This window comes from Massilia sp. WG5 (assembly GCF_001412595.2).
Lineage (GTDB): Bacteria > Pseudomonadota > Gammaproteobacteria > Burkholderiales > Burkholderiaceae_D > Telluria.
The window spans coordinates 3,897,412-3,914,095 of the sequence record NZ_CP012640.2 but is presented as its reverse complement, the minus strand read 5'-3'; the positions used below and the strand labels follow the sequence as shown (position 1 = coordinate 3,914,095).

Here is a 16,684-nt window from a genome sequence, read left to right as displayed (position 1 = left end):
ATCCCGATGCAGCAGACATACAAGAGTGGGCGCCGCGCCTTTTGCGCAGGCTTGACGGCCGCACTGGGCAGCTTGGCGCTCGGCCCGGCGCTGGCGGCTGCGCCCCGCAAGATCCCCCAGCGGGCATCCGCCCGCGTCATCGTCGACAACGATTTCGGCGGCGACCCGGATGGTCTTGCGGCGCTCGCGCACCAGTTGCTGTCGCCGAAGACGCGCGTTCCCTTGATCACCGTGTCGGCACTCGATCCCAAATTCGCCGGCGACGCCGGCAAGGGCCAGACGGTACGCGCCGGCGTCGAACTGGCGCAGGAGCTGCTCGGGCGTATCGGCCTGGAAAGCCGTCCCGCCATCGCGGCCGGCGCGGAAGACTTCTCGCCGGGGCCGTCGGATGCGGCCAGGGCCATCGTCGCCGAGGCGCTGCGCGACGACCCGCTGCCGCTGATCGTGACCTGCGGCGGCCCGCTCACGAACATCGCCGCGGCCCTGCGCCTGGAACCGGCGATCGCCAAGAAAATGACCGTCATCTGGATCGGCGGCGGCGCTTTTCCCGCGGGCGGCTGGGAATACAACCTGATGACGGACATCGAGGCCGCGCGACTGGTCATCGAAGGCAGCCGCGTGCCGCTGTGGGTCGTGCCACAAGCGGCGTATCGGCAGATGCAGTATTCGATCGCCGAGATGGATGTCGATATGCGGCCGATCTCGCCGCTGACCGAATGGCTGTACGACCGCTTCACGACGCCGCCGGACTGGATCGATATCGGCGGCGCGTGGCCGCTGGGCGACAGCCCGCTGGTGCTGCTCAGCGCCATCTCGGCCGAGAGCAGCCGCTATCGCGAGCTGCCGGCACGGCGCATCCTGCGCGACGGCCGTTATGGCGCGGCAATGCCGGGACGGTCCATCCGCGTCTATGAACAGCTCGATGCGCGCCTGACCTTCGGTGATTTCCTGGCACTGCTGAAGCGTCAGGCGGCAGGCTCCGGCGGCGTGGTCAGGTAAGCCACGCAGAGGTGCTGCAGCCGGGCCAGCAGCTGCGCCCACTGCGCATCCTCCGCGCTCTTGCGGCGGCCGAAGCCGAAATGGCTGGCGACGATCTCGTAAATGCTCAGGAAACAGAACTCGATCGCCTGCTCCGGCTGAGGATGGGCGATCTCGTCGCGCCTGGCGAGCAGCGCCGCCTGGAACAGCTCGAGCTGGCGTCCATAGATGTGCAAGCCTTCCTGCGCGATCTGCGCATCGGCCAGCGAAGCGTCGACGATGGCCTTGATGATGTCGCGGTGCCGGCGCAGCGACTCGGCAATCTCGACCACCAGGCGACGCATCAGGTCGCGGCCGTCGCGCGCCGCGGCGCTGGCCTGGGCGATACCGGCCGCGCACTCCTCGAGCATCAACTCGTTGGTGCGCAGCTGCACTTCCAGGATGAGCGCCATGCGGTTCTCGAAGCGCCCATAGATGCCGCCGATCGAGACACCGGATTCGCGACTGACGTCAGCCAGGGTAAAATCCGCGCCCTTTTCCTCGGTCAGCAGGCGCCGGGTCGCCGCGAGCACGCGCTCGTAGGATTCGCGGCTGCGCTGCTGCTTCGGGGCGGCCGATTGCCGGGCCGGTTTTGCTGTGCTCATCGATGCTCCTGTGACTGGTCCCGGCAGTTTACCGGATCGGCGCCGGAATGCGACGCCCGCGCAGCAGCATCAGGACACCGGCCAGGAACAGGCAGAACACCCCGATGCCGGCCACCGCGCCGAGGAAGGAGCCTGCGATGCCGGTCACCGCCGTCAGGAGCGGCGGGCTGAGGAAGGTGCCGGCGAAGAAGCAGGAACCCCAGATGCCCATGCCGCGCCCGCGGTGCGCCGCGCCGAACTTTTCCAGCGCCCAGCCGATCAGCATCGGGATGGCGAGCCCGTTGCCGAACTGCGCGACCAGGGCGGATGCGAGCACCATCGCCGCGCCCTGCGCCAGTCCCAGTCCCGCATAGCCGATCCCGAGGCAGGCAAACATCAGTGCGAAGCGCGTCTGCATCGATACGCCGGCCAGGCGCGCGAAGACGATGCCGCCCACGACCACGCCCGCGCTGGCGAGCGTGACATGCAGGCCGATCGCCGCCGGCGAGCCGACGCCGTGCTCATGGAATACCCGTCCCAGTTGCACGGCCTGGACGAAGTACAGGATCGAGACGCCCACCGTCACCAGGGCCACGCCGCGCGCGGCAGCCCAGGGGAAGGGCTCTGCCACGGCCCCATGCCCGCTGGCGGCGCTGCGCGTCCGCGCCGGTTCGTGGATGCTGAAGAAGCACCAGGCCAGCATCGGCGCGCCGACGAGGTACAGCAGGAATGGCGCATGCCAGTCGATGGCGCCGAGCCCGCCGCCGGCAAGCACGAAGCCGGCCGCCAGCAGCGGGCTGATGACGCTCAGCAGCCCCAGCCAGCGCTGGCGCCGCTCTCCCGCGAAGTAATCGCCCATCAGTGCGTTCTGCGCCGCCAGGATGCCCGCCTCGGCGATCCCGACGAAAAAGCGCGTCGCGAGCACCAGGACAAGGTCGTCCATCGCATACGGCAGCACGCCGACGGCCGTGAACAGCGCCAGCGATGCCAGCAGGACCGGCCGCCGTCCGACCCTGTCGATCAGGGTGCCGATGAAAGGCGAAAACAGGGCCAGGCACAGCGACGGCAGGGTCAGGATCATCGGCACCAGCCACTGCGCATGCGGCACCGCGCCGAAATGGGCGAACAGCTGCGGCAGGTTGGGAACCAGCGACACGATGGCCATCGTCGGCAGGCCGGCGGCGCAGATCAGCGCCAGGCCTTGCGACACACCGGGCACGCGGTTCATGGCTGCTCCAGCGTGGCTTTGATCTCGTCCAGCTGTGCGCAGATGTGCCGCGGCGTCTCGTTGCCGACCACCTTCTGCAGCAGGGGCGTGTGGTCGTACACCAGGTCGCGCAACGGCCGCAACAGCGCAGGCATGTGGTGGAAGGCCTTGCCCGTCATGTAGGCTTCCTGCACGACGCGCGCCGTGTGCGGCTTGCGCCGCTCCTCGTAGGCCTGCAGCGCGCGGCGCATCGCGGCCGTATCGGCCAGGTCGCTTGCCGCCAGCTCGTTGGCGAGGAAATAGCCATCCTCGATCGACATGCCGGCGCCATACGCCGCGTAGGGCGAGGTCGGGTGGGCGGCGTCGCCGACCAGCGTGATCCGCCCCTTCGACCACTGGCCGCGCGGCACCCGGTCGCGAATCGGCCAGCGCTGCACATGCTCGGGCGGCGTACGCGCGATCAGGTCGCGCACCATGGGCGAAAAACGGCGGGCGCGCTCGGCCGCCCAGGCCAGCAGGTCCGGCGGCGGCGGCGCGTCCGGATCGCAGGCTTCCAGCACCCACCATTCGTAGCCGACCTTGTCGTCGTGGCGGATCGGGGTGTAGCTGCACTGGGTGGTGCGATCGTGCGCGATCACGCCCTCAAGCGGCGCCTCGCCATCCCACAGCAGGTAGCCGCCGACCAGGTGCAGGCGCTGGTGGCGGATCGGCTCCTCGCCCCACAGGTGCCGGCGCACGAAGGAATGCAGGCCATCGGCGCCGATGACGACGTCGGCGACGTACTCGCGTCCGTTCCTGAACTGCAGCCGCACGTCGCGCCCGCGGTCTTCGATCGCCTGGCAATCGTGGTCCAGCTGGAGCATCCCGGCCGGCATCGCCGCCAGCATGCGCTTGTACAGTCCCCAGCGGATCAGGCCGATGAAGCCGCCGCCGTATTCGCGCACCACCTCGTCGGGCAGCACCACGTCGGCGCGCTTGCGGCCGTCGTGGCGCTCGAAGCGGATCGAGCACGGCGCCCCGAGCTTGTCGGTGTCGACGCCGATCAGCTTGAGGATCTGCTGTGGCGGCGGCCACAGGTTCAGGATATTCCCTGCCGGTTTGACTTCCGGATAGCGTTCGAACAACTGGACCTCGAAGCCCTTCTTGTGCGCGGCCAGCGCCGCCGCCATGCCGCCGGGCCCTGCCCCGACGATGGCGATCCTGCCTTTGCTTGCCATGTCCCGTCTCCTCCTTATTCGTGATTGGCGTCGTGGGCGCGTTCGAGCCCGCGGATCAGCGCATGCTGGCGCCGCACCTGCTCGAGCGCGCGCCAGGGCGAGCGCTCGCCCTCGTATTCGGACGACAGGTAGCCGCTGTATCCGGCCTTCTTGAGCATGGGGACGATCGCTTCCCATGGAATGTTGGCGTCGGCGAGGGTCTCGTCGATCGCGTGGAACTTCGCCTGGATGAACACCACGTACTGTGCGATCGCGAGGAAGTCCGCGGGCGGCACCTTGATCCCGTTCAGGAAGTCGCGGCGCATCTCCGGCGTCTCGCCCGGAAAGTAGGGCAGCGGCCGGTCCTGGAAGATGCCGGTGTCGATCAGCAGGCCGAAGTTCTTCGTTTTCGTGCGCTCGATGAATTCGATGTAGGCCTCGACGACCGGATGCCTGATCGGCGTGGGCGCATGGATCTCCGGGCAGATGACGATGTCGAGTTCGTGCGCGAGCTCGAGGCAGCGTTCGACGGTCTCCTCCCAGATCGGATCCGGCACCAGGTCGAAGGACACGACGCCGATCTTCGGGCGCACGTAGCGAAAGCCCAGGCGCGCCGCCAGCCGCAGGTCGCGGGCCAGGCTGGCGGCGCCCTGCTGCACCGTCATCTTACGCGAGTGGTGCAGGCGGGTGTCGATCCAGCATCCGTAGTTGGTCGGCTCGAGCTTGTATTCGTCGAGCAGCGCAAACCATTTGTCGATCCAGGCAACCGCCGGCTCCGGATAGCCGGCGACATGGCCTTCGCCGAGGATCTCGATGCCGGTCGCACCGAGGTCGGCAATCGCATCGAAGGCGTCTTCCAGGCTCATCACGGTGCCGAAGTCGTCCGTGAAGCTGTACAGCGAGACGCCGTATTTGAAGGCGCCGTTCATGGCTGCACCACGGTCGCGTGACGCGATTCGACGAACACCGAGGGCTGGAATTCGATCGGGATATACGACTGGCGGATGCGTACGCGCACCGTCACCTCATGCACGCCCGCGGCGAGTCCGCCGGGCCTGGCGACACGGATGACCCCCGCTTCATCCATCGGCCAGCGGACCTCGGCCGCTTCGCGTAGTTGGTCGAGGGTGAATTCGCTACCGCCGATCAGGTAGCGATTCGCCTGGTGGCCGAATTCCTCGCCGTCGACCACGACGTCGACGCCGTCGACCAGGCTGGCGCGCAGCCCGCGATAGGACGGCAGGCGCAGGCGGAATTCGAAGCCGCTGCGGGCCCCCTCCTCGCCTGTATTGCGGAACCCGGTACTTTGTACAAGGGTGCGTTCGAGCATGTCTGTGGTCTCCTCCTGGTGAATTTTTAAAGCGAATGCGAATGCGAATTCGTATTCGTGTTTTTGATTATGCCATGCTCCGGGCGTTCGGCAACGGTTTTTTTTCGGAGGGGACGCTGCGGCAAGCGGGGCGCGGAGGATGACCCCGACGCTAATTAAGTCACAAGAACAAGGATTCCGCCAACGCGGAATATCGATTTTGTTGTATCGAGAATCGCGATTGGCACACGAACAAGGCGGCCAATACACTTGCTCTCGAACTTATTTGAAGCATGGAGACGAGGCATGGCATTTTTGAGGAACTGCTGGTATGTGGCGGCGTGGGATCACGAGCTTGGCAAGGGTGATCTGTTCCGCCGCACCCTGTTGAACGAAGCGCTCATGTTCTTCCGCGACAGCGCAGGCGTTCCCCACGCCCTGCTCGACCGCTGCCCGCACCGCTTCGCGCCGCTGTCGAAAGGTACCCACAAGGGCGACTGTGTCCGCTGTCCGTATCACGGGCTCGAGTTCGATGCCAGCGGCGCCTGCGTCCACAACCCGCACGGCAATGGCGTCATTCCCAAGGCAGCCGTGGTCCGGGCCTATCCGGTGGTCGAACGCTACAGCGTGATCTGGGTATGGATGGGTGACAGGAACAAGGCCGACCCGGCGCTGATCCCCGACTTTTCCTGCATGGATCCGGCGACGAATTATGTCGGCAAGCGCTACCTGCATGCGCGTGCCAACTATGTCCTGGAAACGGACAATATCCTCGACCTGTCCCACATCGAGTTCCTGCATCCGGGCACGCTGGGGAGCCCCGGCGTCAAGCAGGCCCTCACCAGGGTCGAGCAGCAGGGCAAGCAGGTCACGATCTACCGCAGCACGCGCAATGACCGGATGTCGCCCTTCCTCTACGACGCCATGGGACTACCGCAAGGTATCGCGGTCGACCGCTGGTTCGACGTCCGCTGGAATCCACCGGCATGCATGCTGCTCGACGCCGGCGCCACCCCAAGCGGCAAGCCGCGCGAACACAATCCTGAAGCACCGATGTTCCCTCACCTGTTCAGCCCCGAAACCGACAGTTCGACGCATTACTGGTATGCGACCACGATGGCCCGCTCGGCCGGTCCGCAGGCCGAGGCGATCGTCGAAAGCATCGTCGCCGGCGGCAGACAGCCTTTCGAGCAGGAAGACCTGCCGATGCTCGAGGCCCAGCAAGCGGCGATCGGCGCGCGCGATTTCTGGGCGATGCATCCGGTCCTGCTCGCAACCGACGCCGGTGCGATCAAGGCCCGCCGGGTACTCGACAAATTGATCGCCGAGGAGCAGGCCTGTCTCAGGGATTAGGCTGGTAGGAGAACCAGTCGAAGTCGGCCGGCGCGGTGGCAGGCTTGCCGTTGCCGCTGGCGTACAGGCCGATGTAGACGCCGGTGAATCCGCCGGCGGTGACGGAACTGAGGTAACGGGTGTCCAGTTCGCCCATGCTGGTCCATGCGCCCTCGCCCTGGCGGATCGAGAAGGCGTAGCGGTCAGCGGTGCCGCTGGCGCGCAGGGTGACCGGTCCCGGCGCCAGCGCGACGCTGCGCAGGTCGGACGCGATCAGCCCGAGGCGGATGCGCAGGACCGCGACCCGTTCCTGCCCCCGGCGCATCACGGCCAGCACATAGTGGTGCTGGTCGTCCTTGAACAGGGTCAGGCCGGCTTCTTCGCCTTCGGCCTTGGGGGTATAGTCGAGCGCCGTGCCGGCCTCGAAGCCGAAGTGCTGCTGGCGCCGCCCGACGAACGTCACGCCGTCGACATCCCCCAGCGTGGCGGCCGTGCCATGCAGGCGCAGGTAGCCGGGCCGCTCGGCCAGCGTATAGCGGTCGGTGCGCGGGTTGTGCAGGTAGTTCCATTCGAGGCCAAGCGGCGCCGCGCCGAAGTCGGCTTTTTGCCCCAGGTCCTGCTTCGCCACGGGCCCCGGCAGCGAAGCCGCCTGCATCCTTTCGCTCACCGTGCCGTCGCCGTTCACCACCGGCCAGGCGTTCCTGTCCCATTGCACCGGTGCCAGGAAGGTTTCGCGGCCGAGGATCTGGTGGTCGTGGTGCTGGCGGAAAGCGTGCGCCACCATGAACCAGGCGCCATCCTGGGTCTGCACCAGGTCGCCGTGCCCCAGCCCCTGGATCTCGCTGGTTTCGGCATTCATGTCGGCATGCGTCATGATCGGATTGGCCGGGTCGCCGGTATACGGGCCGTCGATGCGGCGGCTCCTGGCGATGGTTTCCTTGTGGCCGAACTGGGTGCCGCCCTCCGCGATCATCAGGTAGTACCAGCCGTCCTTCTTGTACAGGTGCGGCCCCTCGGGATAGCGGCCACCGGTACCGGCCCAGACGTTCTTCGGTGCGCCGAGCAGCTTGCCGGTGCGGATATCGATCTGCGCCAGGTGGATGCCCTCGTGGATGTTCGGGCCCCAGTTCACGGTCGAGGTCACCCACACCTTGCCATCGTCATCGAAAAACAGGCTCGGGTCGATGCCGGGCATGTCGACCCATACCGGATCGGACCAGGGTCCGCGCGGATCGGTCGCGGTCACGTAGAACGTGCCCTTGTCCGTGATGTTGGTCGTGATCATGTAGTACACGCCGGCGTGGCAACGCAGCGTCGGCGCGAAGATGCCGAGCGTGACGCCGGCCTTCTGCAGCGGCACCTGGCTGGGGCGGGTCAGCACATGGCCGATCTGTTCCCAGTTCACCAGGTTCTTGCTATGGAAGATAGGCACGCCGGGGAAGTAGCCGAAGCTGCTGTGCACCATGTAGTAGTCGCTGCCGACCCGGCAGACGCTGGGGTCGGAATAGAAACCGGGCAGCACGGGGTTCTGGTAGCTCACCTGTGCGCCGGCCGCGCTGGCCGCACACAGGGAAGCGAAGGCGGCGAAATATGCAACGAAGGATTTCACGGTCAAATGGCCTTTATAGCTCACAGCGTATTCTTGCTCGCAATCGATCCCAGCAGGGCGGCGCTCGGTTTGGGCGTGCGCTTGAAGGTCTGGCGGTCGAGCGTGCACAGGCCGAACTGCGGACCGTAACCGAACACCCACTCGTAGTTGTCGATCAGCGACCAGTGCATATAGCCCAGCACCGGCACGCCGTCGTCGATGGCGCGCTTGAGTTCCTTCAGGGCCGCCGGGATCAGGCGCGCACGCTTGGCGTCGTCGGCCGCGTTGATGCCGTGTTCGGTGACCATGACCGGCACGCCGCTGACGGCATGCGCATAGCGGACCGCGCCGGCCAGCGAGGCCGGATACACCTCGGCGCCGGCGTCGTTGGTCTCGGCGCCCTTCGGTGGCGGCAGGCGTCCCTTGTCGTCCCAGACCGTGCGCTCGTAGTTCTGCACGCCGACGAAGTCGTCGCCGCGCGCCGCTTCCAGCCATGGACGATACAGCTTGTCGCGCATCGCGTCGCGCAGGCTGTGCTGGCCCGCGGCCTGGTCGTCGATGATGGCGAGGCTGACGCCGACCGGCAAGCTTGGCCGCACCGACTTGATCGCATCGCGCCCCGCCTTGTGGCCGGCGAGCAGGTGTGCCTGCACCGCCTGCGGATCGGCGACATACAGCGGATTGCCCGGCAGGAAACGCGCGACGCCGTGCTCGCGCGCGGCCGCCTCCTGCATCGCCCTGTCATCGCCAAGAAGGCGCTTGCCGATGTCGCCGGGCAGTACGAGGTCGAGCACGCCGCTCAGGTTCGGCTCGTTGAGCGTGGTCGCGTAGGCGATCCCGGCGGCCAGGTGGCGCGCGGCGCGCTCGCAGTAGCGCGCGAACAGCGCCGGCGCTTCCGGGTTCGACCAGCCGCCCTGCGCGGCGAACCAGACCGGCGTAGTGAAGTGGTTGAAGGTCACCACCGGCGCCAGGCCGCGCGCACGGCAGCCTTCGATCATCGCCTTGTAGTGATCCAGCATCGCGATCGAGAACTGGCCCTTGGCCGGTTCGATGCGCCCCCATTCCAGGCTGAAGCGGTAGCTGTTCAGGCCCAGGCTTTTCACCAGGTCGAGGTCCGTGGGCCACAGCGCGAAGCTGTTGGCCGCGTCCCCCGAGGGCTCCATGTAGACCGTCGGGTGCGCATGCTCCATCGCCCAGACGTCGCTGTTGACGTTGTTGCCCTCGACCTGGTAGGCGGCGGTCGCGGCGCCCCACAGGAAGCCTTTCGGGAAGGCGGGGTTGAAGACGCTGGCGGCGCGCGCCGCGCCGGGCAGCGCGGCTGCGCCGGCGGCGGCCACGGCCGCCCCCAGGAAAGTACGGCGCGTCGTCATCAGAAGTCGTAGCGCGCACGCACGCCGAAGGTACGCGGCGGCTGGAACTGGATCGTGTTGATCTGGCCCGTGTAATTGTGCTGGGCGTTCGCCAGCACGACCCTGTCGGTCAGGTTGTTGGCGTAGGCCTGGAATTCCCAGTTGCCGCCTTCGCGACGGTATTTCAGCAGCGCGTTCAGGGTGGTGTACGACGGCGAGCGCTCATCCACGTTATTGAACACCGAGTAGTAATATTCGGCCGAATACTTGGCCGACAGGCGCGCCGTCAGCTCGCCGCCGGCGACACCGAAGGCGCGTTGCACGCCGGCCGTCATCACGAATTTCGGCGCGTTCGGGAGCTGGTGGCCGCCAATGTCGTGCGCAACCGACGGGCTGGCGCCGTCGTTGACGACGATGCCGTCGCCGAAGCGGGTATTCAGCAGGGTGGCGTTGAGGTCGAAGCGCGCGACGTCCGGCACGGTCGCGATCAGTTCCGTTTCGAGGCCCTTGATGGTCGCCTTGCCGACGTTGAACACACCGGTGCCGCTGCTCAGCGAATCGGAGGATTGCGAGGCCTGGTAGTTCTGGTAGTCCATGTAGAACAGGGACGCGTTCAGCTTGAGCTGGCGGTTCCAGAGCATGTTCTTGCTGCCGAGTTCAAACGACTTCACCGTCTCCGCTGCATACGGCACCGAGGCCGCGCTGCCGTTCGAGTTGAAACCGCCCGACTTGTAGCCGGTGGCGTACTTCGTGTACAGGAAGTTCTGCGGCGTGAGCGTGTAGTCCAGGCCCACCTGCCAGGTCGGCTTCGATTCCTTCACGTGACCGTCGCCCGGCGTGGTGAAAGCCGGCACCGGGATGAACGGGCTGACCAGGGCCCCCAGCAGCAGGCGCGCCTGTCCCTCGCGCTCTTTTTCGTCGCGCGAATAGCGCGCGCCGACGGTCAGCTTCAGGGCATCGGTCAGGCTCCAGCCGACCTGCGAGAACAGGCCCTGGGTCTTGGTCCGGAGGACGTAGTCGAACTTGATGCCGTAGGTGTTCGAGAAGTCGATCGGGATACCGGCATTCATCGCCAGGTTGTACACGCCGCTGTCGACGACGTTACGTTCGGTGTAGTAGAAGTAGCCGGCCTGCGCGGTCACGGCGGCCTTCAGCGGCGTGGAGATGCGGACCTCGTGGTTGCGCGTGTCGGGCTGCTCGCTCTGGATGAACTGGCGCGTGGCCGGGTAGGCCGGGCCCGTGGCGTCGGTCTTGTGGTGGTATTCCTGCGAATCGATGCCGCCGGCATAGGTCAGGGTCAGGCCCCAGGGCAGGCGGTCGTAGCTGAACTCCCAGCGCGTACGGTGGCCATCGAGCTTCGTCATGGTCGGGGCGTAGCCGGGGAAGGACTTGCCGTCGCCGATGTCGTTCACGACGCCCAGCTTGCCGATGAAAGCGACGTCGCCGATGTCGTCGATCTTGTCCTTCTGGTAGGACAGCAGGCCCTGGAAGCCGGGAATCGGCTGGAAGGCCACCTGCAGGCGGCCCGATTTGCTGCCCTCGTCGTCGCCGCGCATGTTGATGCCGGTGAGCTCGCGATAGCCGGTGTGATGGCGCTCCACGGCCGAGAAGCGCATCTGCACCTTGTCGTTGATCGGCACGTTGACCGCGCCTTCCAGGTTGACGGTGCTGTAGTTGCCGAAGTCGGCGCTCAGGTAGCCGCCGAATTCGTCGCGCGGCTTGGCGGTGATGACGTTGATCAGGCCACCGGTCGAGTTTCGTCCGAACAGCGTGCCCTGCGGGCCTTTCAGCACTTCGACGCGCTCGATGTCGTACATCGACGAGGCGATGCCGAACGAGCGGTTGGTGAAGAAGCCGTCACGCGCGATCGGCACCGCCGGATCGCCGGTTTCGGTGGTATCGGTCGAGGCAATGCCGCGCACGGCGACGTAGGCCGCACCGTTCGAGCTGGTGACGTTGACACTGGGGTCGATGGCCTGCAGCGCCTGTACGTTGCTGACGCCGGCATCGGCCAGCGCTGCGCCGTTATAGACGTTCAGCGCCACGGCCGTGGTCTGGGCGTTGGAACGCACACGGTTAGCCGTCACCACCACCACGTTGGGATCCTGCTTGGCGGCGGCTTTCTGGCCATCGGCGGCAGCGCCATCGGCCGGCTGCGGCGCCAGCTGGGCGAAGGCGGTTTGGGCGGACAGCAGCAAGGCGCCGCTGGTCAGCAGGCACTCCAGGATTCGTTTGTATTGCATGTCATCTCCAATGTCGTCCCAGCGGGACGGTGTCTCTCGTTGTTTGTCACCGGTTCGTCAGCCTTGCGCCCGGGCTGATTGGAATCCGGCGGCGAAAAATTTGTATGGATAAGCATATCCGTGGGCAAGTCCCTTGGCTCGTGATTTTATCGATAGTTGCTATCCATGCTGTGAATGGATCGACACGCATCGAAGCCCCCCGTTCGCAGCGAAGCTGGCGCACGCCAGCGACTACGCCAGTACCGCACGGTCAGTAAGCGACCGTTTTCGATGCATACCTATTCGTTTGCCGGATGGAGCGAGCTATCGGTTGGGCGAATGGGTAGGTATCGGGAATACGCGTTGAGTAATGGCCTGGCCGCCTGCCTATAATGGAATTCCTACAACACTCGCCTCTCCTCACATGCGCCTGAACGCCATTGGCCTGTTGCTCGCTTCCCTGTTCGCGCCGCTATCCGCCCTCCCCGCCCATGCCACGCCCCTGTATGCCGGTTTCGCCAATCCGCCGGACAGCGCCCGCCCTCGCACCTGGTGGCACTGGATGGACGGGAACGTGAGCGCAACCGGCATCCGCAGCGACCTCGCATGGATGAAGCGCATCGGGCTGGGTGGCGTGCAGCAGATCGACGCCAGCCTGCAGACGCCGCGGATCGTTCCGGAACGCGTGGTGTACGGCAGCCCGGCCTGGCAGGCCGACCTGCGCCTGGCCGCAAGCGAGGCCGAGCGCCTGGGACTGGAATTCGCCATCGCCAGTTCGCCCGGCTGGAGCCTGACCGGCGGCCCCTGGGTGCGGCCGGAACAGGCGATGAAAAAGCTCGTCTGGAGCGAGACCACGGTCGAAGGCGGCGCGACGCCCAGGCTGCCGGCGCCGCCCGCGGTGGCCGGCCCGTTCCAGGACCTGGCCGCCGCGCCCGCGGCCGGTCCGCATCCGGCGCCGGGCTGGTACCGCGACATCGCCGTGCTGGCCCTGCCGGCCGAGGCGCCGGCGCCGCGCGCGCGCAGCATCCGCACGCGCGGGGGCGAGGATGTCACTCAATCCCTCTCCGACGGCCGGCTCGCCGACCCGGTGCAGCTGGCCCTCGGCGCCGACGGCGCGACCTGGATCGACCTCGATGTCGGGCAGGCCGAAAGCTTCCGCGCCCTCACCCTGGCGCTGCCGGCGCCGCACGGCTTCGGCGCCCCGCCCTTGCCCGAGGTGATGCTGCAGGCCAGCGCGGACGGCGAGCACTACACCGATGTCGCCCCCATCCCGCTGTCCACTGCCCCGCAACAGACGGTCGGCTTCGCGCCGCACACGGCACGCTGGTGGCGCGTGCTGCTCAAGACCGGCCCGGAAGGCGGCGCGCCGCCGGCGGCGCCGGGCGTGCTGCTGCCGCCCTTCGGCCAGCCGGCGCGCGCCTTTCCGCTGTCGGAAGTCGCGCTGCACACGCAGGCGCGCGTGCACCGGGTCGAGGAAAAGGCCGGCTTCGCGGCAAGCGGCGATTACTACGCGCTCGACACGGCGCCGGGCGCGCCCGGCGTGCCCGTTCGCGACATCGTCGACCTGAGCGCGCGCCTGCGTCCCGACGGCAGCCTGGACTGGATCGCACCGCCCGGGCGCTGGACCGTGCTGCGCTTCGGCTACAGCCTGACCGGCAAGGAAAACGGCCCTGCGCCCGTCGAGGGCACCGGTCTCGAAGTGGACAAGCTGAACGCCGGCCACGTGGCGCGTTACATGGACACCTATCTGGGCAAGCTGCGCGAGGCGGTCGGCCCCGGGCTGCTGGGACGGCATGGCGTGCGCGCGCTGCTGAACGACAGCATCGAGTCCGGCTTCCAGAACTGGACCGACGGCATGCAGGCGGCCTTCGCCGAGCGGCGCGGCTACTCGCCGCTGCGCTGGCTGCCGGCGGTGACCGGCCGGATCGTCGACGACGCCGCGGCCAGCGACCGCTTCCTGTGGGACCTGCGCCGCACGATCGCCGAGCTGTATGCGGACGGCCATTATGCGACCGTGGCGCGGCGCAGCCACGCGGCCGGGCTCACGGTCTACGGCGAAGCGCTCGAGGACAATCGCCCGCAGCTGGGCGACGACATGGACATGCGGCGCCACGCCGACATCCCGATGGGCGCGATGTGGACCGTGCCGCCGTCCGGGCAGCCGCGTCCGACTTTCGTCGCCGACCTCCAGGGCGCCGCCTCGGTGGCCCACGTCTGGGGACAGAACCTGGTGGCGGCGGAATCGATGACGGCCTTCGGCCAGCCCTGGGCCTACGCTCCGCGCGACCTGAAGAAGACGGCCGACATCGAATTCGCCCTGGGCGTCAACCGGATCGTCATCCACACCTCGGCGCACCAGCCGCTCGACGGCATCACGCCGGGCATGTCGCTGGCCCCCTTCCTCGGCCAGTATTTCTCGCGCCACGAGACCTGGGCCGGCCAGGCCAGGCCCTGGATCGACTACCTGGCGCGCACCTCCTTCATGCTGCAGCAGGGCCGCGGCGTGGCCGACGTCGCCTACTTCTACGGCGAGGACGCTCCGATCACCGGCCTGTTCGGCACCAGGCCGAACGGCGACGTCCCGGCCGGCTACGGCTTCGACTACGTCAACCCCGAGGCGCTGCTGCGCCAGTTCTCGGTGGCCGGCGGCCAGCTCGCCAGCCGCAGCGGCGCGCGCTACCGCGTGCTCTACCTGGGCGGGTCGAGCAGCCGCATGACGCTGGCGAGCCTGCGCCGCATCGCCGAGCTGGCGCGGGCCGGCGCGGCCGTGGTCGGCCGGCGGCCGGCCGGCTCGCCCAGCCTGGCCGATGCGCCCGCCGAATTCACGCGCCTTGCCGACCAGTTGTGGGGCCCGGCAGGCGGTACGCCGGGCCTGCGCCGCGTCGGTCTCGGCAGCGTGGACGGCATGGGCGATCTCGCCGCCGCGCTGGCGCGCATGCAGGTACGGCCGGCGCTGCGCCTGGACGGCCCTGCCGACGGGGTGATGGCGATCCAGCGCCACACGCCGACCCACGAGCTGTACTTCGTCGCCAACACCGGCAAGGAAACGCGCGAGCTCGCCGCGCTGTTCCGCGACGCGCGCGGCGCGCCCGAGATCTGGCATCCGGACAGCGCCTGCGCCGCCAGCGCCGTCCACACGCGCGGGCGCGACGGCGTTCGCGTGCCCTTGCGCCTGGCGCCCGACGAATCGCTGTTCGTGGTCTTCCCGCGCGGCGGCGCCACGCCGGGCCTGCAAAGCGGCACCGCGCCAGCGCAGCCCTGGAAGCCGCTGGACGGCGCCTGGCAGCTGGCCTTCGAAGCGGGCCGCGGCGCGCCGGAACAGGCGCTGGCCATGGAACGGCTCACCCCTTGGAACCAGAGCGAGATCCCGGGCGTGCGCTATTTTTCGGGCACGGCGACCTACCGCAAGACCTTCAGCGTGGACGGCGCCTTGCCGGCGCGGGCGATCCTCGACCTGGGCGAGGTGCGTGACCTGGCCCGGGTCCGGTTGAATGGCCGGGAACTCGGCATCGCCTGGAAGCCACCCTACCGGTTCGACCTGGGCGCCCTGCCCGGCCTGCTGCGGCCAGGCGAAAACCGGCTCGAGGTCGAGGTCACCAACCTGTGGGTCAACCGCCTGGTCGGCGACGCCCAGCCGGGCGCCGTGAAGGTGAGCGGGGCCGGCGGGATCTACGCCGCGAATGCGCCCTTGCGCGATTCAGGGATGCTGGGCCCGGTCCAGCTGCTGTCCGCGCCGGCGTCGGGCTGCGTGGAGGGTATCGCGCGGTAGACGGCGTGGCGCAGCATCGAGCGCAACCAGACATGGGCCGGATCGTGCTGGTTGGACGGGTGCCACTGCATGCACTCGACGATCCTCGGGATGGCCACCGGCGCATCGAGCAGGCGCACCGGATAGTAGCGCGCCAGCTGCAGCGCCAGCTGGTGCTGCAGCGTGGCGACGCGCCGGGTGCCGATCACGAACTGGGGCAGCAGGTTGAAGGTGGCGCACACGACTTCGATGCGCCGGTTCAGGCCTATGCTCTTGAAGAACACTTCTTCGGCGGCGAGCTGCTGGTGCGAACCGAAGGACGTGGCGACGTGGCCGAGACGCAGGTAGTCATCCTGGCTCAGCGTTGCACCGACTTCGGTGTTGCGGTCCCAGACGATGCAGCTGAAGTCGTCCGAGAACAGCACTTCGGACGGGTAGCTGCGCGACAGGTAACGCTCCGGCATCAGCAGGATGTCGATCTCGCCACGCTCCATCTGGGCCAGGGAGCGCTCGTTCGGCTGCAGGAATTCCAGCGTCACGAAGGGCGCCGCCTGGCTCACCTGCGCCGCCAGCTGGGTCAACACCACCGAGCTGACGAAGTCCGAGGCGACGATGCGGAAATGCCGGCCGCTTGCCTCGGGCTGGAATTCCACCGCCGTTTCCACGGTCTGCTTGATCCGCAGGAGAATGTCGCGCACCGGCTCCATCAGCGACAGCGCCAGCGGCGTCGGCACCATCTGGCGGCCGGACTGCACCAGCAGCTCGTCGCCGAAATACTCGCGCAGCCGCGCCAGGATCCCGCTCGCGGCCGACTGGCTCAGGCACAGGCGCCGCGCCGCGCGGGTGATGCTGCATTCGGCCAGCAGCACGTCCAAGCCGATCAGCAGATTCAGGTCGAGGCGGTTGAACCGCATGCTTTGGACGTTCATGCCGTCGACGCTCAGGACAACAGCATCCCGGCGCCATGCACCAGGGCCTGGGCCAGCACCTTCGCGCCGGCCATCGCAAGCCAGAACAGCAGGATCAACTGGCCAATGCGCAGGAGCGGTTCATAGCCGCGAAAGGCGCTGCCAAGGCTGAAAGGACGATGAAAGTGGTGCGCCAGGCTCGCTGGGGCCAGTCGGGATTTCAT

Annotated in this window: 13 protein-coding genes; 3 read left to right on the top strand and 10 right to left on the bottom strand. The window is 67.8% G+C overall.

The window, feature by feature from the left end:
• Nucleotides 1–6: 6 nt before the first annotated feature.
• On the top strand, nucleotides 7–999 hold the full coding sequence (locus AM586_RS17465; protein ID WP_047826949.1) for a nucleoside hydrolase: 993 nt from the start codon (nucleotides 7–9) through the stop codon (nucleotides 997–999).
• Here the strand turns inward: AM586_RS17465 and AM586_RS17460 are convergent.
• Genes AM586_RS17460 through AM586_RS17440 form a run of 5 tightly spaced genes read right to left on the bottom strand, consistent with a single transcriptional unit; the run spans nucleotide 966 to nucleotide 5,334 of the window.
• Nucleotides 966–1,622: a TetR/AcrR family transcriptional regulator gene (locus tag AM586_RS17460; RefSeq protein WP_052234498.1), complete on the bottom strand. Its 657-nt coding sequence runs from the start codon at nucleotides 1,620–1,622 to the stop codon at nucleotides 966–968. The genes AM586_RS17465 and AM586_RS17460 overlap by 34 nt on opposite strands.
• Before the next feature lie 28 nt (nucleotides 1,623–1,650).
• Nucleotides 1,651–2,829, bottom strand: coding sequence for an MFS transporter (locus tag AM586_RS17455; RefSeq protein WP_047826950.1), 1,179 nt, complete (start codon nucleotides 2,827–2,829; stop codon nucleotides 1,651–1,653).
• Nucleotides 2,826–4,025, bottom strand: a complete 1,200-nt coding sequence (locus AM586_RS17450; RefSeq protein ID WP_047826951.1) for an NAD(P)/FAD-dependent oxidoreductase — start codon at nucleotides 4,023–4,025, stop codon at nucleotides 2,826–2,828. Before AM586_RS17450 ends, AM586_RS17455 begins: the two co-directional genes overlap by 4 nt.
• 14 nt (nucleotides 4,026–4,039) lie before the next feature.
• Complete coding sequence (locus AM586_RS17445) at nucleotides 4,040–4,933, bottom strand: sugar phosphate isomerase/epimerase (RefSeq protein WP_047826952.1); 894 nt, start codon at nucleotides 4,931–4,933, stop codon at nucleotides 4,040–4,042.
• The gene (locus tag AM586_RS17440) at nucleotides 4,930–5,334 is read right to left on the bottom strand and encodes a DUF6379 domain-containing protein (protein ID WP_047826953.1); all 405 of its coding nucleotides are present in this window, start codon (nucleotides 5,332–5,334) and stop codon (nucleotides 4,930–4,932) included. The genes AM586_RS17445 and AM586_RS17440 overlap by 4 nt, the downstream gene beginning before the upstream one ends.
• 285 nt (nucleotides 5,335–5,619) lie before the next feature.
• On the opposite strand from AM586_RS17440, the gene AM586_RS17435 reads away from it, so the two are divergent.
• Nucleotides 5,620–6,666 carry an aromatic ring-hydroxylating dioxygenase subunit alpha gene (locus AM586_RS17435; protein WP_047826954.1) on the top strand — a complete coding sequence of 349 codons (1,047 nt, stop codon included), beginning with the start codon at nucleotides 5,620–5,622 and terminating at the stop codon, nucleotides 6,664–6,666.
• Here AM586_RS17435 and AM586_RS17430 read toward each other — a convergent pair.
• From AM586_RS17430 to AM586_RS17420, 3 genes are read right to left on the bottom strand one after another with little or no spacing between them, the layout of a single operon-like run.
• Entirely contained in the window at nucleotides 6,656–8,254 is a 1,599-nt protein-coding gene (locus tag AM586_RS17430) for a glycoside hydrolase family 43 protein (RefSeq protein WP_082439815.1), read from the bottom strand. The two genes, AM586_RS17435 and AM586_RS17430, sit on opposite strands and share 11 nt — an antisense overlap.
• 20 nt (nucleotides 8,255–8,274) lie before the next feature.
• Nucleotides 8,275–9,603 (bottom strand): glycoside hydrolase family 1 protein, encoded by a 1,329-nt coding sequence (locus AM586_RS17425; RefSeq protein ID WP_047826955.1) that lies wholly within the window; start codon nucleotides 9,601–9,603, stop codon nucleotides 8,275–8,277.
• Nucleotides 9,603–11,825 (bottom strand): TonB-dependent receptor, encoded by a 2,223-nt coding sequence (locus tag AM586_RS17420; protein ID WP_047826956.1) that lies wholly within the window; start codon nucleotides 11,823–11,825, stop codon nucleotides 9,603–9,605. Before AM586_RS17420 ends, AM586_RS17425 begins: the two co-directional genes overlap by 1 nt.
• A 403-nt stretch (nucleotides 11,826–12,228) precedes the next feature.
• Here AM586_RS17420 and AM586_RS17415 point away from each other — a divergent pair, with 403 nt between their 5' ends.
• Entirely contained in the window at nucleotides 12,229–15,573 is a 3,345-nt protein-coding gene (locus AM586_RS17415; protein ID WP_047826957.1) for a glycosyl hydrolase, read from the top strand.
• On the opposite strand, the gene AM586_RS17410 is transcribed toward AM586_RS17415, so the two are convergent.
• Nucleotides 15,474–16,481, bottom strand: coding sequence for a LysR family transcriptional regulator (locus AM586_RS17410; RefSeq protein ID WP_197416521.1), 1,008 nt, complete (start codon nucleotides 16,479–16,481; stop codon nucleotides 15,474–15,476). The genes AM586_RS17415 and AM586_RS17410 overlap by 100 nt on opposite strands.
• An 11-nt stretch (nucleotides 16,482–16,492) precedes the next feature.
• Complete coding sequence (locus tag AM586_RS17405; protein ID WP_047826959.1) at nucleotides 16,493–16,684, bottom strand: hypothetical protein; 192 nt, start codon at nucleotides 16,682–16,684, stop codon at nucleotides 16,493–16,495.